Below are 20,132 nucleotides of genomic sequence, written 5' to 3' on the forward strand. Positions count from 1 at the left end.
TCAGTGATCCTGGGTAGTGAAGTCGGTTGCGGTCAAGAATTCGAGCAGGGTCTGGTTGAAGCGTTCGGGTTGATCCAGGGGCGTAGCGTGCCGTGAATCGGCGATGACTGCCAGTCGTGCGTCAGGCAGCAGTTTTACATAGGCCTCTTTCAGCGCCACCGGGGTGTAGTCGTGGTCGGCGCAGATAATGAGGGTTGGACAGGCAATTTGCGCCAGGTGTTCCTGCACGCCCCAGCCGACAATGGCGTCGAAACTGGCGAGATAGGCACGTTTGTCGTTCTCTGCCCAACGCCGGGCCATTTCCAGGCGCAGTTCGGTTTGTTCGGGCTTGGGAAACAACTTCTCGCCGAGGGCCTTGCCGATGGTTTCCAGGCTCAGCAGGCGCATCAGGCTCCAGCGCTTGAACCATTGCCAGCAATCGTCGGGCGTACGGACTTTGACTTCAGGGGCACTGTTGACGATGCACAGGCTCCTGACCCGTGCGGGTTCGTCCACGGCCAGCTGGAAACAGATCATGCCGCCCATGGACCAGCCCACCAGGTGCACCGGGCCGAGATCGAGGTGCTCGATCAGGGCGCCCAGGTCGGCGCTGAAGCCCGCGATGCTGTAGTGCTCGCGCGGCTTGTCGGAGCGGCCGTGGCCGCGCACATCCATCACGATCAGGCGGTAGTGGCGCGACAACACGGGAATCTGCTTTTCCCAGTCGCGAGTGCTGGAGCCCAACCCGTGGACCAGCACCAACGGTGTGCCGTGGCCATATTCCTCATAGTGCAGGTTGCAACCTTCATGTTCGAAAAAGGCCATCGGCGAGATCCTTGTCAGGCTTGTTCAGGGGCAGCGAACGGCGCATCCAGCGGCGCGGTATCGAAGGTGCGCAGCAGCTCGATGAGAATCTGCGTGGCCGGTCCCAGGGGCTTTTCCTTGTTCGAATACAGGTAGAAGCTCGGGTTGCGGCTGGCGCCCTGATCCAAGGGTAGACGTTTGAGCGTGCCCTCCCTGAGTTCTCGCTCGATCATGTGCCGGGGCAGCCAGGCAAAGCCCAGGCCGCTGCCGACGAATGTCGCGGCGGTGGCCAGGCTTCCGACGGTCCAGCGCTGTTCGGCGCCGAGCCAGCCGACATCGCGGGGCTGCTGGCGGCCGGAGTCGCGGATCACCACTTGCAGCTGGCTTTCCAGGTCCTGGAACGTCAGCTCGCGGTTGAGTCGGTGCAGAGCGTGCTCGGGATGGGCCACCGCGACGAATTCGACATCGCTCAGTTCCGCGCCCAGGTAACCGGGAATGCTGAAGCCGCTGATGGCAAGGTCGGCGACGCCTTCGAGCAGCACCTCTTCGACGCCGGACAAGACTTCTTCGCGCAGCCGCACCCGGCAGCCCCGGCTCTGCGGCATGAATGCGGTCAGGGCGCGGACGAGGCGGGCAGTGGGGTAGGCCGCGTCGACCACCAGGCGCACTTCAGCTTCCCAACCCTGCTCCATGTGGTGGGCCAGGTCTTCCAGCTGGCTGGCCTGTTTCACCAGTTGCCGGGAACGGCGCAGCAGCACGCCGCCGGCTTCGGTCAGCACGGCCTTGCGTCCGTCGATACGCAGCAACGGCACGCCGAGCTGATCCTGCATGCGGGCCACGGTGTAGCTCACCGATGATTGAGAGCGGTGCAGTACTTCGGCGGCCTGGGCGAAACCACCATGGTCCACCACCGCCTGCAACGTTCGCCATTGATCAAGGGTCACGCGGGGCGCTTTCATATTGAGCTCCTCTTGTCCTAAGCTGGCGGTCCCCTCGTGGAGACTGCCGAATGAAAAAAATCTGTTGTGCGCTGCTGGCCCTGCTGCCGCTGAGTGCCTTTGCCTACCCGATCGACGTGGAAAAACACCTCAACGGCTTGAGCATCGACTACACCGCCTACGACACCGATGCCGACATCGGCTCGATCCAGGTCAACAACTACGGCAGCACCGACGCGGCGTGCAGCGTGGTGTTTCGCAACGGCCCCGAAGCGCCGCGAACCCGCAAGATCGAAGTCGCCGCCGGCAAGTTCAAGAACGCCACCGCCAAGTTCAACCGCAACATCATCAAGCTGCGCATCGAGCTGACCTGCAAGCCGAAATAACCAGCGGCGGGGCAGCGTCACAAGGCGTGCTCCGCTTATAAACGAAATAATCGATGTTTTGCAGCAATTATTTGCGCTTTTTCATCGATATGATCGCGCTTAACCTTCACTCCATCGACTTACAACATTCTCAGATGGAGCCTACAAGCCATGTCCCGCGTTCTGATCATCGAAAGCAGTGCCCGCCAACAAGACTCGGTTTCCCGTCAACTGACCCAGACCTTCATCAGCCAGTGGAAAGCCGCGCATCCGGCCGATGAGATCAGCGTTCGCGACCTGGCAGTCAACCCTGTTCCGCACCTGGACGCCCATCTGCTGGGGGGCTGGATGAAACCGACCGAGCAGCGCAACGACCTCGAGAACGCCTCCCTGGAGCGCTCCAACCAGCTGACCGATGAGCTGCTCGCCGCCGATGTTCTGGTGATGGCCGCGCCGATGTACAACTTCGCCATCCCGAGCACCTTGAAAGCCTGGCTCGACCACGTGCTGCGCGCCGGCGTGACCTTCAAGTACACCCCCACCGGTCCCCAGGGGCTGTTGACCGGCAAGCGCGCTTTCGTGCTCACCGCCCGCGGCGGCATTCACGCCGGTGGCAGCACCGATCACCAGGAACCGTACCTGCGCCAAGTCATGGGCTTCATCGGTATCCACGACGTGACCTTCATCCATGCCGAAGGCATGAACCTGGGCGGCGACTTCCAGGAGAAGGGCCTGAACCAGGCCAACGCCAAGCTATCCCAAGTGGCCTGAGCGTTAATCCTCGGGTAATCGCCAGGTGTTCTAGTGACTTGGCGCTTCCCTTCAAACCGTTTTGCGCATCGAACCTCCCTTGGCACTTATTGCTCCTGAGTGCAGCCGCCCGATTGAACGCTGAAGCGAGATCGGGCTTTTTTTTGCCTGCGATCTGGTGACCGCTACACATCCCCTGTGGGAGCGAGCCTGCTCGCGAAGGCATCCTGTCAGTCAATACATCTGTTGCCTGATACTCCGCTTTCGCGAGCAGGCTCGCTCCCACAAGGTTCCCGGTGTTGGGGTAACTCGCGACAAGCCCCAAAAACCGCTATCTTCGCCGCCATTCGAAACGAGGGGCGGTATGGGCTATCTACTTTTTGTGACCTTGATCCAGGCGTTTTCCTTCAGCCTGATCGGCGAATACCTGGCCGGGCATGTCGACAGTTATTTCGCGGTGCTGGTGCGCGTAGTGTTGGCGGGGCTGGTGTTCATTCCACTGACCCGCTGGCGCCAGGTTGAGCCGTCGTTCATGCGCGGCATGCTGCTGATCGGTGCCCTGCAGTTCGGCGTGACCTACGTTTGCCTTTACCTGAGTTTCCGCGTACTGACGGTGCCGGAAGTGCTGCTGTTCACCATCCTCACGCCCCTGCACGTGACCTTGATCGAAGATGCACTCAATCGGCGTTTCAACCCTTGGGCCTTGATTGCGGCGCTGGTGGCGGTGGCCGGCGCGGCGGTGATTCGTTATGACCGGATCAACCCGGATTTCTTCATGGGCTTTTTGCTGCTGCAACTGGCGAACTTCACCTACGCGGCCGGGCAAGTGTTGTACAAGCACCTGGTGGCACGGCACCCGAGCGACCTGCCGCACTATCGGCGTTTCGGCTATTTCTACCTCGGCGCGCTGATGGTCGCGCTGCCGGCCTTCCTGCTGTTCGGCAAGGCCGATTTCTGGCCTGAAGCGCCGTTGCAATGGGGCGTGCTGGTATTCCTCGGCCTGGTCTCCACCGCGCTGGGGCTGTATTGGTGGAATAAGGGCGCATGCCTGGTGAACGGCGGGACATTGGCGGTAATGAACAACCTGCACGTGCCGGTGGGGTTGCTGGTGAACCTGCTGATCTGGAACCAGCATGAGGCGTTGGGTCGGTTACTGCTGGGTGGGTCGGTGATATTGGCGGCGGTGTGGATCAGTCGGTTGGGGATACGCCAGCCTCAGCCTTCACACTGAACCCTTGTGGGAGCGAGCCTGCTCGCGAAGGCGTCGTGTCAGATAATAATCTGCTGCCTGACACTGTGCTTTCGCGAGCAGGCTCGCTCCCACCGGGGGCCATGGTGGATCAGACCACCTGCTTTTCCGGCTCCGGAATATGGCTTGCGCCCAACACCGCCGGCAGCAACCCCGCCCGCAGATCCGTACCGCTCGGCTGTTGGTACAAGCCCAGCCCGAACTCTGGCATCACCGCCAGCAGGTAATCGAAGATATCCCCCTGGATGCGCTCGTAGTCGGCCCACACGGTGGTGCCGGTGAAGCAGTAGATTTCCAGCGGGATACCCTGGGCAGTGGTCTGCAGCTGGCGGACCATGCAGGTCATGTTCGGCTGGATCTCCGGGTGGCTTTTCAGATAGGCCAGGGCATAGGCGCGGAAAGTGCCCAGGTTGGTCATCCGCCGGCGGTTGGCCGCCATCGCCGCGACGTTGCCCTGGGCTTCGTTCCAGGCCTTGAGCTCGGCCTGCTTGCGGCCGATGTAATCGGTCAGCAGGCGCACCTGCGTCAAGCGCTGTTCTTCCTCGTCGTGCAGGAAGCGCACGCCGCTGGCATCGATGAACAGGCTGCGCTTGATCCGCCGTCCGCCGGATTGCTGCATGCCGCGCCAGTTCTTGAACGATTCGGACATCAGGCGCCAGGTGGGGATCGAGACGATGGTCTTGTCGAAATTCTGCACCTTCACCGTGTGCAACGTGATGTCCACCACATCACCGTCGGCGCCGACCTGGGGCATTTCGATCCAGTCGCCGACCCGCAGCATGTCGTTGCTGGTCAACTGCACGCTGGCGACAAACGACAGCAGCGTGTCCTTGTAGACCAGGAGGATCACCGCCGACATCGCACCCAGGCCCGACAGCAGCAACAGCGGTGAACGGTCGATCAGCGTGGCGACGATGATGATCGCGCCGAACACGTAGAGGACCATTTTTGTCAGTTGCACGTAGCCCTTGATCGAGCGGGTGCGGGCGTGTTCGGTGCGAGCATAGACGTCCAGCAGCGCAGTGAGCAGGGCACTGACGGCCAGCAGCATGAACAGGATGGTGAAGGCCAGCGCGACATTGCCGAGGAAGACCGTGCTGGTCTTGCTCAGCCCCGGCACCAGGTGCAGGCCGAACTGGATGATCAGCGACGGCGTCGTCTGCGCCAGGCGATGAAAGACTTTGTTCTGGCGCAGGTCGTTGACCCAGTGCAGGGCCGGTTGGCGGCCGATCAGCTTGGCGCCGTGCAGGATCAGGTAACGCGCCACGCGCCCGAGCACCAGCGCGATCGCCAGCAGCAGGGCCAGGGCGAGACCGGAATGCAGGAGCGGGTGCTGATCCAGGGCCCCCCAGAAATCCTGAAGGTTGAGCCAGAATTGTTTGATATCCATGGACGAGACGGTCTTCTAATGAGCGCGATGGGCGAATTAGAGCATTTAAGCGTGGCGAAGTGACCGTTGATGACAAATCCGGTCTTGAAAACACACTGATTTGCAGCCGTTTGTATAAAGAAACTCGGCCTGCGCGCTCGAAACCGGTAACCTATGCAGCTGTTTTTTTGCATTTCTTCGAGGTAGCACCCGTGTTTTCCCAATTCGCCCTGCACGAACGCCTGCTCAAAGCCGTGGCCGAGCTTAAATTTGTCGAGCCAACGCCGGTGCAGGCAGCGGCTATTCCGCTCGCGCTCCAGGGGCGTGACCTGCGGGTGACGGCGCAGACCGGCAGCGGCAAGACCGCTGCGTTCGTGCTGCCGATCCTCAATCGCCTGATCGGCCCGGCCAAGGTCCGCGTCAGCATCAAGACCCTGATCCTGCTGCCGACCCGCGAACTGGCCCAGCAGACCTTGAAGGAAGTGGAGCGCTTTTCGCAGTTCACCTTCATCAAGTCCGGCCTGATCACCGGCGGGGAAGATTTCAAGGTCCAGGCCGCCATGCTGCGCAAGGTGCCGGATATCCTGATCGGCACGCCGGGGCGGATGATCGAGCAACTGAACGCCGGCAACCTCGACCTCAAGGAAGTCGAAGTGCTGGTGCTGGACGAAGCCGACCGCATGCTGGACATGGGTTTTGCCGAAGACGTGCAGCGCCTGGTGGATGAATGCGTCAATCGCCAGCAGACCATGCTGTTCTCCGCCACCACTGGCGGTTCGGGCCTGCGCGAGATGATCGCCAAGGTCCTGAACAACCCTGAGCACTTGCAGCTCAACGCGGTCAGCCAGCTGAACTCCACGACTCGCCAGCAGATCATCACCGCTGACCACAACCAGCACAAAGAGCAGATTGTGAACTGGTTGCTGGCCAACGAGACCTACGAAAAAGCCATCGTGTTCACCAACACCCGGGCCATGGCCGACCGTATCTACGGTCGTCTCGTCGCCCAGGAATACAAGGCGTTCGTGCTGCACGGCGAGAAAGACCAGAAGGACCGCAAGCTGGCCATCGACCGCCTCAAGCAGGGCGGTGTGAAGATCCTGGTTGCCACCGATGTCGCGGCCCGTGGCCTGGACGTCGACGGCCTGGACATGGTCATCAACTTCGACATGCCCCGCAGCGGCGACGAGTACGTGCACCGCATCGGCCGCACCGGTCGCGCCGGCAACGATGGCCTGGCGATCTCGCTGATCTGCCACGGCGACTGGAACCTAATGTCGAGCGTCGAGCGCTACCTCAAGCAGAGCTTCGAGCGCCGTACCATCAAGGAAGTCAAAGGCACCTACGGCGGACCGAAAAAGGTCAAGGCGTCGGGCAAAGCCGTTGGCGTGAAGAAGAAAAAGGTCGACGCCAAGGGCGACAAGAAAAAAACCGGCGCCAAGGCCCCGACCAAGCGCAAGACCGCCAACCGCCCGAAGAGCGACGCGCCATCGCTGGTCAGCAAGGACGGCATGGCCCCGCTCAAACGCCGCAAGCCCGAGGCGCCGGCGGCTGAATAAGCCCATGAACGAGAACCCGGGTGGAAACAGACCCGTGGCGAGGGAGCTTGCTCCCGCTTGACCGGGCTGGCGCTCCAGCGCGAAGCGCTCACAAAAAAGGGCCGCTACGCAGCCCAGCGGGAGCAAGCTCCCTCGCCACGGTGCATGGTTGTATCTACACGGTGTATCGTTCTATCCAGATGAAAACCGGACCTTGGGTCCGGTTTTTTTATGGGTACGCCGAGTCAGAAATGGTATTTGACCAACAGGCTGGTATTGCTCTGGTTGGTCTTGAAGCTTTCACTGTCCTCGATGGCGTACTTGTTCTTCCAGTAGTCGTATTCCACGCCCACGTACAGCTGCTTGGCGCCGAGCTTCAACGCCTTGCCCAGGTCATATTTGATCTGCGGGACGATATGCAGGTTGGCGTGGTACGTGCCCTTGGCGTTGCTGTCGTTGTCGACGACCCAGTCGATGAACCCATCGAACAGAATGTCGGATGAACCCACCGGGACGGTGACGGCCCAGACCGGGGTGATCTGCCAGACGTTGTCGCCCGCCCGCGAGCCTTCGGTCTGGCGGTTATAAAAGTTCAGCTGGAAGTAATCGAAGCCGGGAATCGCCAGGTCGAAACCCGGGCCGATCAGGTAGGACTCGTTGTCACCTTCGCCAAACTCATAGGTCATCGCCAGCAGCACGTCCTTGACCGGGCCCAGTTCCAGCTTCTGATCAAAGATCTTGCCGAACGACAGGCGCGGACTGAACTCGCCGTAGTAGGTGTTCGGGCCGGAATTGCTGTCGTCCTCGCCGTTGTAGAAGATCCGGTCGAGGAAGAAGAAGTTGTCGCCGTAGGTCCAGGCATCGGCGTGTTCGAACGTCACGGTCTGCTGGATACGCGGATTGATCTGGAAATCCTTGCCGTAGAGGTAACTCAGGCTGTTGTTCTGCCACTGCAACAGATCGCCGGCCATGGCTTGGCTGCCGGCGAGCAACGATCCTGCGAGTATCAGGCTGGTGCACGTACGTTTCATTCGGTTTGCTCCCAAAGGTAAGTAGTACCGCGTTGTTGTCGTCAGCGCTCTGGTGTGGCGCCTTTTTCCACGGACAAAACATCCGTTCGGTCAGCTTTTTGTTTGTGGCAGTGGCTGAAAGTCGGTGGGTCGCTCAGGACCTGATGATTATTTTGAGGTGTCCGGGTTTGAACGGCCGCGCAGGATACGGACTTGCCTGGAGCGACTCAAGTGCGCTGCGACGGCGCATCTGGAGGCGTGACGATGGAGCGCATGCATAAAGCTTTCCTCTTGTTCTTATTGTTGAGGCGCAGGCGGCCGCTGACAGGCGACCGGTCGTGTGCCGGCCTGCCTGTCTGCGGTATTGCGGGTGGAGCGGGGTGTGTCTGGCCGGACTAGTTGGTGCGTGCGCCCTGGGTGATCCAGGCGCCGATCAGGTCACGTTCCTGCTGGGTCATCTGGGTGATGTTGCCCAAGGGCATGATCTGGGTGGTCACGGCCTGGGCCTGGATGCGTGCGGCCTGTTGCTGGATCTGCTGCGGCGTATCGAAGATCACCCCGCCTGGCGCGGCGCTGAACAGCGGACTGGTGGGCTTGGCCGAATGACAGACCGAGCAGCGCTCCTGGATCACGCTGTGGACCTTTTCAAATGACGGGCCCTGCGCAGTGGACGCCTGGGCGGGCGCCGTTGCCGGAGCGGCTGGCGCCGTGGCCGGTTTGGCCCCGCCGCCCACTGCCGTTTCCGGCAACGGTTGATACTCGATCACGCCAGGAGCCTTGGCGACTTCCGGTGCCGTTGGCATTGGCTTGGGCCCGGTGACGTAAGCCAGGCAGATCATCGCCAGGGCGCCGACCGGCAGCGTCCAGGCGAACCGGTTGCTGTCATGGCGGGTGTTGAAGTAATGACGCACCAACACGGCCGCCACGGCGATCCCGGCCAGGATCAGCCAGTTGTACTGGCTGCCGTAGGTGCTCGGGAAGTGGTTGCTGATCATGATGAACAGCACCGGCAGGGTGAAGTAGTTGTTGTGGCGCGAACGCAACAGGCCCTTGGCCGGCAACGCCGGGTCAGGTGTGCGGTTCTCGGCGATGGCCGCCACCAAGGCGCGCTGTGCCGGCATGATGATGCGGAACACGTTGCCGACCATGATCGTACCGATGACGGCGCCGACATGCAGGTAGGCGCCGCGACCGCTGAACACCTTGCTGAAGCCGTAGGCCGCGGCGATCAACAGCACGAACAGAATCAGGCCGAGCAGGACGGGGCGCTTGCCGAGTGCCGAGTCGCAGAGTGCCGAATAGACGAACCAGCCAACGAACAATGAACCGATGCCCAGGGCAACACCCTCAGCGCCGCTCAGGCTGCTGCCGGGAGCCAGCAGGTAGACGGTCGGGTTCCAATAGAACACCAGGCACAGCAGGGCGATGCCCGACATCCAGGTGAAATAGGCTTCCCATTTGAACCAGTGCAGGTTGTCCGGCATGGACGGGGGCGCGAGTTTGTATTTTTCCAGGTGGTAGATGCCGCCACCGTGGATGGCCCATAAATCACCGGCCAGGCCGCTCCGGGGATTGACGCGATTGAGGTTGTTTTCCAGCCAGACGAAGTAGAACGACGCGCCGATCCAGGCCACGCCAGTGATCATGTGAACCCAGCGCACGCTCAGGTTCAGCCATTCCAGCATATGTGCTTCCACAGTCTTTACCTCTCGCCCGTCACCCTTGTCTTCGGGTGATCGGACCTTCTCTTATTGGTGGGGGGCGAGGATCAACAGCTCATCCTCTTGGAAAAAATGTTCATCGCAGTTGTTGCCTTTGCCACTGCGATCAACCACCAGGAAGTCATCCCGCTTTTCGATCGTCAGCACCGGGTGGTGCCAGACGCCGCGATGGTAATTGATGCCCTGCCTGCCGTTGGTGACGAAGGCGCGGACCAAGCCTGATACAGGTGCATCGCCAAGTGGCGCGACCACGATCAGAAAGGGGTTGCCGAGCAGCGGAATGAAGGCCTGGCTGCCCAGCGGATGGCGCTCCAGCATGCGCACGGTCAACGGCATCTGCAGCGCGTCGGCGCGGAAGATGCTGATGATCGCCTGGTCGTCCGGCGTGGCGGTCTCGACCGTCGCCAGGCGGTGGAAGCGCATGGTCGAACCGTTGTTGATCATGAAGTGATCGCTGCCGTCGGTTTCGATCACGTCACCGAACGGGGCGAAGGCTTCTTTGGTCAATGGCTCGATGTTGAGTGTGCGCATGCTGGTCTTCTTAACCTTGAATTCGTTGTTGTCTGTTCTATTGCTATCGCGAGCAGGCTCGCTCCCACATTTGATCGCATACCCCTGTGGGAGCGAGCCTGCTCGCGATTGGCTTCACTGCTATTTAGCGACCTTGCCCAATACCCGCAGGCGGCTCACGCCACCGTCCGGGAACACGTTCAGACGGATGTGCGTGATCGGCCCCAGTGCCTTGATCTGCTCGGCGAAGGTGTGTTCGGCGTGCATTTCCAGCTTCTGGCTCGGCAGCAGTTCACGCCAGAATAACGACTGGGTTTCGATCTGGCTGTCGGTGCCGCCTTTGACGAACGCGCCCTGGATCGAGCAGCTGTCCGGGTAGTTGCCCTTGAAGTGCAGGGTATCGACGACGACTTTCTCAACAATGCCGGCATGGCCCAGGGCGACGATTACCCAATCATTGCCGGGGGTGCGCCGACGGGCGGTTTCCCAGCCGTCGCCCATGTTCACGCCACGGCCCGGGTTGAGGATGTTGCTCATGCGGCCGAAGTGCTCGTCGGAGCAGGCCAGGGCACGGCCACCATTGAGGGCGGCAGCCAAGTCAATCTGTTCGTTGTCGCCGACCGCGGACCAGTCGCGGTATGGAATGCCGTAGACCCGCAGGCGGGCCACGCCACCGTCCGGATAGATGTTGAAGCGCAGATGGCTGAACGCCTGGTCATTGCTGATTTCGTGGTAGTGGTGGCTGTCGCCCTTCAGCTCGACGGCCGACAGCACTTCGGTCCACTGGGTGTTTTCATCCGGCTCGCCTTCAGCCAGGAAACAGGCTTCCAGGGAGGCCGACGGTGGGTAATTACCGGTGAAGAATGAGGTGTCGATATCCACGCCCTTGATCGAGCCCGGCACGCCGAGGCGGATCACCGCGCTGTCGTAGCCTTCGAAACGCTTGCGGCGCGACTCCCAGCCGTCCATCCATTTGCCGTTATCGTCGAACACACCCTCCTTCCATACGGCCGGGGTCGGCTGGAACAGGCGGTTGGCATCGGCGAACCAGTCATCGGTCACCGAAATGATCCTGGTGCCCAGGCGGGCGTCGGCCAGGTTGACGAATTTCTCGAACGGTACGGCGTAAGCTTTCATTCTTCTTGTCTGCCTTTGATAAGTTGGCTGGGGATGCTTGCAGGACCTGATCTTGAGGTGCTGCTCGCTAAAGGGTCAGTAATCGGAACAACGCGATCTTGTTGATCTCTGCCAATGCGCATTTGAATTCGGCATCCGCCGAGTGGTGAATGCGCGTTTCGAACGCGGCAAGGATCTGGTGCCGGTTGCTGCCTTTTACCGCCATGATGAAGGGAAACTTGAACTTGGCCTTGTAGGCCTCGTTCAGCTCGGTGAAGCGCTGGAACTCTTCGGCCGTGCATTGGTGAATACCGGCGCCAGCCTGTTCGTTGGTGCTGGCTTCGGTCAGTTGGCCCTGGACGGCGGCTTTGCCGGCCAGGTCCGGGTGAGCGTTGATCAGCGCCAGCTGGCTGGCGTGGTCGGCACTCAACAGGATGTCGCTCATGCGCTGGTGCAGGGTTTCGATCTGGTCGATCGAGGGATCCTGGCCCAGGTCGAAGGCCTTTTCGGCCACCCATGGCGAATGTTCGTAGATGTCGGCGAAGGCTTTGACGAACGCTTCGCGGCTCAGGCTGGAAGGCTTGAGGGTCTGGAAGGCAGTCATTTCGAAACTCCCGGATACGGGTGGGTCTGCTGCCAGTGGCGTGCAATGTCGACCCGGCGGCTGAACCACACCTGTTCGTGGCCCTTGACGTATTCCAGGAAACGCTTGAGGGAGGCGAGGCGGGCAGGGCGGCCGATCAGGCGGCAATGCAGGCCGATGGACAACATCTTCGGTGCTTCGGCGCCTTCGGCATACAGTACGTCGAAGGCGTCCTTGAGGTACTGGAAAAAATCGTCACCCTTGTTGAAACCCTGCACCTGGGTGAAGCGCATGTCATTGGTATCGAGCGTGTAGGGGATTACCAGGTGCGGCTTGCCGGTGGGGTTGTTCGGCTCCCAGTACGGCAGGTCGTCGTCGTAGGTGTCGCTGTCATAGAGAAAGCCGCCTTCTTCCATGACCAATCGCCGGGTATTGGGGCCGGTGCGGCCGGTGTACCAGCCCAACGGCCGCTCGCCGGTAAGTTCGGTGAGGATGCGGATCGCTTCGAGCATGTGTTCGCGCTCCTGCGCTTCATCCATGTACTGGTAGTCGATCCAGCGATAGCCGTGGCTGCATATTTCATGGCCGGCGGCGACCATGGCGCGGATCACGTCCGGATGGCGCTGGGCGGCCATGGCCACGGCGAAGATAGTCAGCGGGATATCGAATTGCTTGAACAGCTTGAGGATCCGCCAGACGCCGGCACGGCTGCCATACTCGTATAGCGACTCCATGCTCATGTTGCGCTCGCCCAGCAACGGTTGCGCCGAAACCATTTCCGAGAGGAACGCTTCGGACTCACGATCGCCGTGCAGGATGTTGCGCTCGCCGCCTTCCTCATAGTTGAGTACGAAAGACAGGGCGATTCGGGCATTGCCCGGCCATTGCGGGTGGGGAGGGTTACTGCCGTAACCGATCAGGTCGCGTGGGTAGTCAGCGCTCACTGCAGTCTTCCTTCTTCTTCGAACCATGTAGGTGGCGCCTTGGGGGTGGATCACAGGCTGGCGTCACGACGATGGGCTGATTGTATACAACTTTATACTCGACTTGTAAGCCTGTTTTTTGCATTTTTCACCGCGACCGTCGGTTTGTCTACACTGCAAGAAATCTGCCCACTTGGTCAATTTACCCTTCACAAGCCTTTGTCGAAGCAGGGGCGGATCGGGAGTCGGGCGGAACCATCGTCAGGCGGCGTGCACCAGAAAAATTCATTTTTTATTGTGTACAATTTATGTTTAAACTGTCTTAATTCGAGAATTGCCGCAGCGTTAATGCTTCAGAATGGTGCGGCCTGTCTTTCAACTGACTCAGGAGGCGCCGTGCCTGGTCGCCTTGCGGCAAGGCACGCACAATCAATGGGACGTCTGACTACACACGTTTTGGATGCTGCACACGGTTGTCCGGGCAGCTCGATCAGGATCGAGCTGTACCGCGTCGAAGGTTCGCAATTGCAGCTGGTCGCCAGCGCATTGACCAACAGCGATGGCCGTTGCGACGCACCGCTTCTGCAAGGGAATGACTACCGCAGCGGGGTCTATCAGATTCAATTCCACGCCGGCGACTACTACCGCGCCCGTGGCGTGCAATTGGCCGAGCCGGCGTTCCTTGATGTGGTGGTGCTGCGCTTCGGTATTTCGCAGGAGCAGGAGCATTACCATGTGCCCCTGCTGATTTCGCCTTACGCCTATTCAACCTATCGAGGCAGCTGAGCCCCCAAGCAGCTGCCTTGCCCTGGAAGCGACTGCGCATAGAGCTTCTTTGGTTTTTAGCCCGCTCACACTGCGGGCTTTTTTTGGCCTTGAAAAAGAGCTTGCCTTCGAGAGGCCGCCTTCGCTCGCTCCCACAAGGTTTCGTGAATACCAGTAATCCAGTGTAGGAGCGAGCCTGCTCGCGAAGCTTTTGCTTTTCAGCGGCTCAACAAAGAAGCCGCCCCCGCCCCACTGAACAACCCCGCACTGACCCGGTTGAACCAGCTCTGACCCTTGCCGGTACGCAGATACCGGGCGGCGCCGTGGGCACCCAGGCCATAGGCCAGCTTGCACAGCAGGTCGAGCACGGTCCAGGTGGCGATCATGATCAGCAGTTGCGGCAGGAATGGCTGTTCGGCGCTCAGGAATTGCGGCAGGAACGCCGCGAAGAAGAGGATGTCTTTCGGGTTGCTCGCGCCCAGCACGAATGCCCGGCCGAACAGCGCGCGAAACCTTGGAGTGGCGGTAGCCTGGGGCACTTCGGCGCCCTGGGATGGCTGACGCGATTGCTGCCAGCTCTGCCAGGCGAGGTAGAACAGATACAGCGCGCCGACGATTTTCAGGGCGCTGAACAATTGTTCCGAAGCCAGCAATAGCGCCCCGAGCCCCAGCGCTGAGGCGCTCAACAGGCAGATCGAGGCGACCACCCCACCGAGGAACGCCGGATAAGAACGGCGCAGACCGTAGTTGAGGCTGTTGCTGATCATCAGCAGCGACAGCGGGCCGGGGATGAGGATCACCACCAAGGCGGCGCCACTGAACAACAACCAGGTTTCCAGATTCATTGCTTTGCTCCTGATGCACAAAAGCCTCACCCGACGGGGTGAGGCGGATACAGACGGGGCCCGTCTACAAGAAGATGAACTTGGCGATAAAGATCGCGCATAGCACCCACAGGCTGACGGATATTTCCTTGTGTTTACCGGTGCCGGCCTTCAGTACAACGTAGGTGATGAAACCCAGCGCGATGCCATCGGCGACCGAGAAGGTCAGCGGCATCATGATGGCGGTGACGATGGCTGGAATACTGTCGGTCGCTTCGTCCCACTCGATGTGGGCCATGCCGCCCATCATCAGCATGGCCACATAAATCAAGGCGCCGGCCGTGGCGTAGGCAGGAATCATCCCGGCCAGCGGGGCAAAGAACATGGCGGCAATAAATAGCACACCGACCGTCACCGCCGTAAGCCCCGTGCGGCCGCCGGCTGCGACGCCGGCCGCGCTTTCCACGTAGCTGGTCACCGGCGGAACACCGACCATCGCGCCGAATACGCTGGAGGCGCTGTCGGCCTTGAGGGCCTTGGACAGGTTTTCGATCTTGCCGTCGGGCTTTACCAGGCCGGCGCGCTGGGCGACGCCCATCAAGGTGCCGGCGGTGTCGAACATATGCACGAACAGGAAGGCCAGCACCACACTGATCATGCTGACGTTGAACACGCCGGCGACGTCCATCGCCATCCAGGTCGGAGCCAGGCTCGGCGGCGTCGACATCACGCCGTTGTATTGCACCAGTCCCAGGCCCCAACCGGCCAGGGTCACGGCAATGATGCTGATCAGGATCGCGCCGAACACGCGGTGATAGCTCAGCACGGCGATCATCAGGAAACACACGGCGGCCAGCAGCGGTCCTGGCTCATGCAAGGAACCCAGCTTGATCAACGTCGCCGGGCTGTCGACGATGATTCCGGCGGTCTTCAGGCCGATCAGCCCGAGAAACAATCCGACCCCCGCGCCCATGGCGTAGCGCAGGCTCACCGGAATGCTGTTGAGCAACCACTCACGCACCCGCGACAGGGTCAGGAACATGAACAACACCCCGGAAACGAACACCGCGCCCAGCGCGGTTTCCCAGTTGTAGCCCATGGTCCCGACGACCGTGTAGGTGAAAAAAGCATTCAGGCCCATGCCCGGCGCCAGGCCTACCGGCCAATTGGCATACAGGCCCATCAACAGGCAACCCAGGGCGGCGGCAATGCACGTAGCGACGAATGCAGCGCCGTGATCAATGCCCGCGTCGGCCATGATGTTGGGGTTGACGAAGATGATGTAGGCCATGGTGATGAAGGTCGTCAGGCCGGCAATCAGCTCGGTCTTCACCGTGGTGCCATGCAAGCTGAGTTTGAAGATTCGCTCCAGCCAGCCACTGCGTAATGGCGGCGAAAGGTCCAAGGTCTGGGCTTCGGGTTTGCGGCTTTCCACAGCGAGTACTCCTCAAGAGTCTTATTGTTATTTCAGCACCGCGTGCTCCCTGAGGAGGGCTGCGAGGCATTGAGGCGGTAAGGCTGGCGAAGTAGTTGACCTTTTGGTCAGGAACTCGCACGAAGCGAATTATGCTTTTGTATACAAATAAAGCAAATAATGTTTTCTGTTTTGTTGACGAAATATCTGTACATAGGGATATATCGTTCTTGAAGACGCCTTCGCGAGCAGGCTCGCTCCCACATGGGGAGCCTTGTCGAACACAAATGCCGTGTTCAACGAGATCACTGTGGGAGCGAGCCTGCTCGCGAAGGGGGCGCATGGCTAAACGAGTTCCCTAGTCGCTGGATTTCCCCAACCCCAGATTCACCGCCAGCCACCCATCCACCGCCGCTTCACCCGCCTCGGCAAACACCCGTTCAAGCAATTTCACCTGCTCGCGCCGTAACGCCTGTTCAAAGCGCGCGCCCTCGGCGGTCAGTTCCAGCAGCCGCTTGCGCTTGTCGGTCTCGGAGGCAACGCTGTTCACCAGATGCATCTCCATCAATTGCCGCAGCGGCATGTTCAATGCCTGTTTGCTCACGCCAAGCAGCGCCAGCAGCTCCTTCACACTCAATGATGGATAACGGGCGATGAAAAAAACGATGCGCTGATGCACGCGGCTCAAGCCCCGGCGCTCAAGCATTTCATCGGCTTTGGCGGTGAACGCCTGGTAACCGAAGAAGAACGCTTCCATGGCCATTTGTTGGGCGGTCGGATTTTTAAGGTCAAGCATGTTGACGTTTCCAGAGGCGGCGCGGTAATTTCGGTCAAACAGTTTGACTCATTTTTCCGACGCCTCGCTACAGGTGACCCCATGGCTTTTTCCGAACGTGTCTCGCGCCTCAAAAGTTCTTTGATCCGGGAAATTCTCGCCGCGGCGCAGCGCCCGGAGGTGATGTCGTTTGCCGGCGGCCTGCCGGCCGAAGCCATGCTGCCAAAGGTGCAGTGGGAGGACATGCCGCTGTCCATGGGCCAATACGGCATGAGCGAAGGTGAGCCGGCCTTGCGTGAAGCGCTGGCAGCGCAGGCGCGATCGTTGGGCCTGGCTTGTGAGGCCGGTCAGGTATTGGTCGTGAGCGGTTCCCAGCAAACCCTCGATCTGGCGGCAAAGCTGCACATTGACGTCGGCACCGAGATCCTGCTCGAAGCGCCGACCTACCTTGCTGCTTTACAGATTTTCCAGTTGTTCGGCGCCAATTGCATCACCGTGCCCCTTGAAGCGGATGGCCCGGACCTTGAGCAGTTGCGGGCCCGGCTGCAGCAGCATCGACCGGCGTTCATCTACCTGATCCCAACGTTCCAGAACCCTTCGGCGGTACGCTACAGCGAGGCCAAGCGCGATGCGGTCGCGGCACTGCTGGACGAATTCGGCGTGACGCTGGTGGAAGACGAGCCCTATCGCGAACTGACCTTCGATGGTGGCAGCGCCACGCCAATTGCCGGCCGTTTGAAAACGGCCAGCTGGATCTACACCGGCACGGTGTCGAAGACGCTGCTGCCTGGGTTGCGTGTGGGTTACCTGATTGCCAGCCCGGACCTGTTCCCGCATCTGCTACGGCTCAAGCAGTCAGCGGACCTGCACACCAATCGCATCGGCCAGTGGCAGGCGTTGCAATGGATCGGCACCGAGCAGTACCGCAGCCATTTGAGTGATTTGAGGGCTTTCTACCGGGACCGCCGCGACAGGTTCCAGACCGCGCTGCAAAAACATTTCGCCGACATTGCCGACTGGAACGTGCCCCAGGGCGGGCTGTTTTTCTGGCTGACCCTCAAGCAACCGCTGGATACCCGGACCTTGCTTGCCGCAGCCCTGGCGGAGGACGTGGCGTTCATGCCGGGAGAGCCGTTTTTTCCCGAACCGGACAAGCATCCCGGGCACTTGCGGTTGAATTTCAGTCATATCGATCCGGCGCGGCTGGATGAAGGGCTCAGGCGACTGGCGGGGGTGGTGCGGGGGGCTTTGGCTGCCGAGGCGGCTTGAGGCTTGGGTTGGATCGAACGGCCTCTTCGCGAGCAGGCTCGCTCCCACACGGATCTCTGGGTGATTGCAAACTTGTAATCAACACCGGCCTCCTGTGGGAGCGAGCCTGCTCGCGAAAGGACCATCAACCCCGGCAAAAATCTCAGACCGCCGAAAACCGCTTGTCCAGATAATCAATGATCACCTTGGACTCATACATCCAGGTGGTCTCGCCATTCTCTTCGATGCGCAGGCAAGGCACCTTGATCCGGCCGCCCTGTTCCAGCAGCGTCTGGCGATCCTGCTCGTTGTTTTTCGCATCGCGCAGGGCCACGGGCACGTTGAGGCGGTGCAGGGCGCGGCGGGTCTTCACGCAGAACGGGCAGGCATGGAACTGATAAAGCGTCAGGCTGCGGGCCGCCTGGTCGACTTGCGCCTGGGCCTCGGCCGAGCGCTTTTTCTTGCCGGGGCGAGTGATGAAATCGATGAAGATGATGAGCTGGCCCAGACCAACTCGAAGCGCTTTGACGATCACGGTGCAAGCCTCGAAGCAGGGAAGAAGAGGGCGCGCAGCTTACCTGATTTTTGCCAGGCGAAAAAAAACCGGCGATCAATGCCGGTTTTCTTGATGCATCGCGTTACTTGATCAGGCTGAGGAATTCCATGCGGGTCGCCGCGTTTTCACGGAATTCACCGAGCATCACCGAAGTGATCATCGAAGAATTCTGTTTTTCCACACCGCGCATCATCATGCACATGTGCTTGGCCTCGATCACCACCGCCACGCCCATGGCCCCCGTCACCTGCTGGACCGCATCGGCGATCTGGCGGCTGAGGTTTTCCTGGATCTGCAGGCGACGCGCATACATGTCGACGATACGCGCGACTTTCGACAGGCCCAGCACCTTGCCACTCGGGATGTAGGCCACATGGGCCTTGCCGATGAAAGGCAACAGGTGGTGCTCGCACAGCGAGTACAACTCGATGTCCTTGACCAGCACCATTTCGCTGTTGTCGGAGCTGAACAAGGCACCGTTGGTGACTTCTTCCAGGGTCTGTTCATAACCGCGGCAAAGGTACTGCATGGCCTTGGCAGCGCGCTTGGGCGTGTCGAGCAGGCCCTCGCGGGAAACGTCCTCGCCGAGTTGGCCGAGAATCGCGGTGTAATTCTGTTCCAGAGACATGAAACTACCTGTGGGATTTTACGCAAAGGGCAAGGGTACGGTGGCGGACACGGCGCTGCAAGCTCGGCAATCGAGGGTTACTCGTCGCGACCTTCCATCATGGTGCGCTTGAGCATCACGTAGACCGCCCCGGCGCCGCCGTGCCTGGCCTGGCAGGAGGTGAAGCCGAGCACTTGCGGGTGCTGGCGCAGCCAGGTGTTGACGTGGCTCTTGATCATCGGTCGCTTGCCGTCCAGCCGCACCGCCTTGCCGTGGGTCACGCGCACGCAGCGGATTTCGAATCGGGTGGCTTCGGCGAGGAAGGCCCAGAGGGTTTCCCGGGCCTTTTCGACAGTCATGCCGTGCAGGTCGAGGCTGCCTTCGAAGGGGATCTGACCGACCTTCAGCTTGCGCATCTGGCTTTCCTGGACCCCGTCGCGCGCCCACATCAACTCGTCTTCAGGACCGACGTCGATGACGAACTGATCGGACAGGCCATCCACGGTTGTTGCATCGGTGCGCACGGTGGCGGCCTGGCGCAACTTGGCGATCTGCGCCCGATCGGCCTTTGGCTTGCCGGTTTCGGCGCGATCGTGTTTGATCGGTTTTACGCCCTGGATCGCACTTTTGAACAGGGAAAAGTCGTCGTCTTGCATGTCAGCCTCCGCGAAGGCCGGCCAGTTTACCCAACTCCGCTGGGATAGGGCGCGACAAAACGTCGGATGGCGGATCAGTCGTGTTTTTTCATCAGATGGGGAGCCATGGCCAGCTCCAGGGATTGGCGGGCGCGGCGGCGGCAACGGCGCCAGAGCCAGATGCCCAACAGCAGAACCAACAGACCGATTGCCAGGATGATCGCCGAGCCGAGCGGGGTGGCGTTCAACTCGCCCAGCGCGGGCGGACGGCCGAGCAGGCTGGCGGCGCCGGCCATCGCCAGCAGCACACCGAGCGTTGCCAGCAGCGCCGCGATCCCCGCGCCGATACGAAATCGCCAGTTGCTCGGGCCCTTGGGCCGCAAGCGACGTGCGTCAAAACCATCGGATAACTTCATTCCGACCTTCCTCAATGGGTATCGGCCCTTCGACCGG

22 protein-coding genes are annotated in these 20,132 nt (G+C 60.8%); 6 read left to right on the forward strand and 16 right to left on the reverse strand.

Annotated features, from left to right (window positions below):
• A complete protein-coding gene (locus tag M1E16_RS07120; protein WP_434673776.1) occupies positions 1–804 on the reverse strand; it encodes an alpha/beta fold hydrolase in 804 nt (267 codons plus the stop codon).
• A gap of 14 nt (positions 805–818) precedes the next feature.
• Positions 819–1,742, reverse strand: coding sequence for a LysR family transcriptional regulator (locus M1E16_RS07125; protein WP_305496160.1), 924 nt, complete (start codon positions 1,740–1,742; stop codon positions 819–821).
• 50 nt (positions 1,743–1,792) lie between these two features.
• Here M1E16_RS07125 and M1E16_RS07130 point away from each other — a divergent pair, with 50 nt between their 5' ends.
• The 3 genes from M1E16_RS07130 to M1E16_RS07140 all read left to right on the forward strand — a co-directional run bounded on the left by M1E16_RS07130 (position 1,793) and on the right by M1E16_RS07140 (position 4,067).
• A complete protein-coding gene (locus tag M1E16_RS07130; protein ID WP_305496159.1) occupies positions 1,793–2,107 on the forward strand; it encodes a 3-phosphoglycerate kinase in 315 nt (104 codons plus the stop codon).
• A 150-nt stretch (positions 2,108–2,257) separates the two neighbouring features.
• Positions 2,258–2,857, forward strand: coding sequence for an FMN-dependent NADH-azoreductase (locus M1E16_RS07135; protein WP_434625363.1), 600 nt, complete (start codon positions 2,258–2,260; stop codon positions 2,855–2,857).
• 343 nt (positions 2,858–3,200) lie between these two features.
• On the forward strand, positions 3,201–4,067 hold the full coding sequence (locus M1E16_RS07140) for a carboxylate/amino acid/amine transporter (RefSeq protein ID WP_434603083.1): 867 nt from the start codon (positions 3,201–3,203) through the stop codon (positions 4,065–4,067).
• A 109-nt stretch (positions 4,068–4,176) separates the two neighbouring features.
• Here the strand turns inward: M1E16_RS07140 and M1E16_RS07145 are convergent, their stop codons facing one another.
• Entirely contained in the window at positions 4,177–5,475 is a 1,299-nt protein-coding gene (locus M1E16_RS07145; RefSeq protein WP_458129530.1) for a mechanosensitive ion channel family protein, read from the reverse strand.
• A gap of 191 nt (positions 5,476–5,666) precedes the next feature.
• On the opposite strand from M1E16_RS07145, the gene M1E16_RS07150 reads away from it, so the two are divergent.
• Positions 5,667–7,013, forward strand: coding sequence for a DEAD/DEAH box helicase (locus M1E16_RS07150; RefSeq protein ID WP_434673780.1), 1,347 nt, complete (start codon positions 5,667–5,669; stop codon positions 7,011–7,013).
• Between the two features lie 224 nt (positions 7,014–7,237).
• Here the strand turns inward: M1E16_RS07150 and M1E16_RS07155 are convergent, their stop codons facing one another.
• The 6 genes from M1E16_RS07155 to puuE all read right to left on the reverse strand — a co-directional run bounded on the left by M1E16_RS07155 (position 7,238) and on the right by puuE (position 12,876).
• Positions 7,238–8,023 carry an outer membrane protein OmpK gene (locus tag M1E16_RS07155; protein WP_434569445.1) on the reverse strand — a complete coding sequence of 262 codons (786 nt, stop codon included), beginning with the start codon at positions 8,021–8,023 and terminating at the stop codon, positions 7,238–7,240.
• Positions 8,024–8,397: 374 nt separating this feature from the next.
• A complete protein-coding gene (locus M1E16_RS07160; protein WP_458129531.1) occupies positions 8,398–9,699 on the reverse strand; it encodes a urate hydroxylase PuuD in 1,302 nt (433 codons plus the stop codon).
• A gap of 51 nt (positions 9,700–9,750) precedes the next feature.
• Positions 9,751–10,254, reverse strand: coding sequence for an ureidoglycolate lyase (locus M1E16_RS07165; RefSeq protein WP_458129532.1), 504 nt, complete (start codon positions 10,252–10,254; stop codon positions 9,751–9,753).
• A gap of 120 nt (positions 10,255–10,374) precedes the next feature.
• Positions 10,375–11,370, reverse strand: coding sequence for an allantoicase (gene alc / locus M1E16_RS07170; protein ID WP_434699736.1), 996 nt, complete (start codon positions 11,368–11,370; stop codon positions 10,375–10,377).
• A gap of 67 nt (positions 11,371–11,437) precedes the next feature.
• Entirely contained in the window at positions 11,438–11,953 is a 516-nt protein-coding gene (gene uraD / locus M1E16_RS07175; RefSeq protein WP_434625347.1) for a 2-oxo-4-hydroxy-4-carboxy-5-ureidoimidazoline decarboxylase, read from the reverse strand.
• Positions 11,950–12,876: an allantoinase PuuE gene (gene puuE, locus M1E16_RS07180; protein ID WP_434625345.1), complete on the reverse strand. Its 927-nt coding sequence runs from the start codon at positions 12,874–12,876 to the stop codon at positions 11,950–11,952. The genes uraD and puuE overlap by 4 nt, the downstream gene beginning before the upstream one ends.
• Before the next feature lie 411 nt (positions 12,877–13,287).
• On the opposite strand from puuE, the gene uraH reads away from it, so the two are divergent.
• Positions 13,288–13,641 (forward strand): hydroxyisourate hydrolase, encoded by a 354-nt coding sequence (gene uraH / locus M1E16_RS07185; RefSeq protein ID WP_458129533.1) that lies wholly within the window; start codon positions 13,288–13,290, stop codon positions 13,639–13,641.
• Between the two features lie 197 nt (positions 13,642–13,838).
• On the opposite strand, the gene M1E16_RS07190 is transcribed toward uraH, so the two are convergent.
• The 3 genes from M1E16_RS07190 to M1E16_RS07200 all read right to left on the reverse strand — a co-directional run bounded on the left by M1E16_RS07190 (position 13,839) and on the right by M1E16_RS07200 (position 16,654).
• Entirely contained in the window at positions 13,839–14,465 is a 627-nt protein-coding gene (locus tag M1E16_RS07190) for a LysE family translocator (RefSeq protein ID WP_434603144.1), read from the reverse strand.
• A gap of 64 nt (positions 14,466–14,529) precedes the next feature.
• Positions 14,530–15,879 carry an NCS2 family permease gene (locus M1E16_RS07195; protein WP_305496146.1) on the reverse strand — a complete coding sequence of 450 codons (1,350 nt, stop codon included), beginning with the start codon at positions 15,877–15,879 and terminating at the stop codon, positions 14,530–14,532.
• Positions 15,880–16,216: 337 nt separating this feature from the next.
• Positions 16,217–16,654, reverse strand: a complete 438-nt coding sequence (locus tag M1E16_RS07200; RefSeq protein WP_458129534.1) for a MarR family winged helix-turn-helix transcriptional regulator — start codon at positions 16,652–16,654, stop codon at positions 16,217–16,219.
• A gap of 81 nt (positions 16,655–16,735) precedes the next feature.
• Here M1E16_RS07200 and M1E16_RS07205 point away from each other — a divergent pair, with 81 nt between their 5' ends.
• On the forward strand, positions 16,736–17,902 hold the full coding sequence (locus M1E16_RS07205; RefSeq protein ID WP_458129535.1) for an aminotransferase-like domain-containing protein: 1,167 nt from the start codon (positions 16,736–16,738) through the stop codon (positions 17,900–17,902).
• A gap of 142 nt (positions 17,903–18,044) precedes the next feature.
• Here the strand turns inward: M1E16_RS07205 and M1E16_RS07210 are convergent, their stop codons facing one another.
• From M1E16_RS07210 to M1E16_RS07225, 4 genes are all read right to left on the reverse strand, one after another.
• Complete coding sequence (locus M1E16_RS07210; RefSeq protein WP_458129536.1) at positions 18,045–18,416, reverse strand: glutathione S-transferase N-terminal domain-containing protein; 372 nt, start codon at positions 18,414–18,416, stop codon at positions 18,045–18,047.
• A 103-nt stretch (positions 18,417–18,519) separates the two neighbouring features.
• Entirely contained in the window at positions 18,520–19,065 is a 546-nt protein-coding gene (folE, locus tag M1E16_RS07215; RefSeq protein ID WP_305496142.1) for a GTP cyclohydrolase I FolE, read from the reverse strand.
• 77 nt (positions 19,066–19,142) lie between these two features.
• Positions 19,143–19,700 (reverse strand): Smr/MutS family protein, encoded by a 558-nt coding sequence (locus M1E16_RS07220; RefSeq protein WP_434603147.1) that lies wholly within the window; start codon positions 19,698–19,700, stop codon positions 19,143–19,145.
• Between the two features lie 74 nt (positions 19,701–19,774).
• The gene (locus tag M1E16_RS07225; protein ID WP_305496140.1) at positions 19,775–20,095 is read right to left on the reverse strand and encodes a hypothetical protein; all 321 of its coding nucleotides are present in this window, start codon (positions 20,093–20,095) and stop codon (positions 19,775–19,777) included.
• Between the last annotated feature and the right edge of the window lie 37 nt (positions 20,096–20,132).

It is taken from the genome of Pseudomonas sp. Z2-11 (assembly GCF_054161305.1).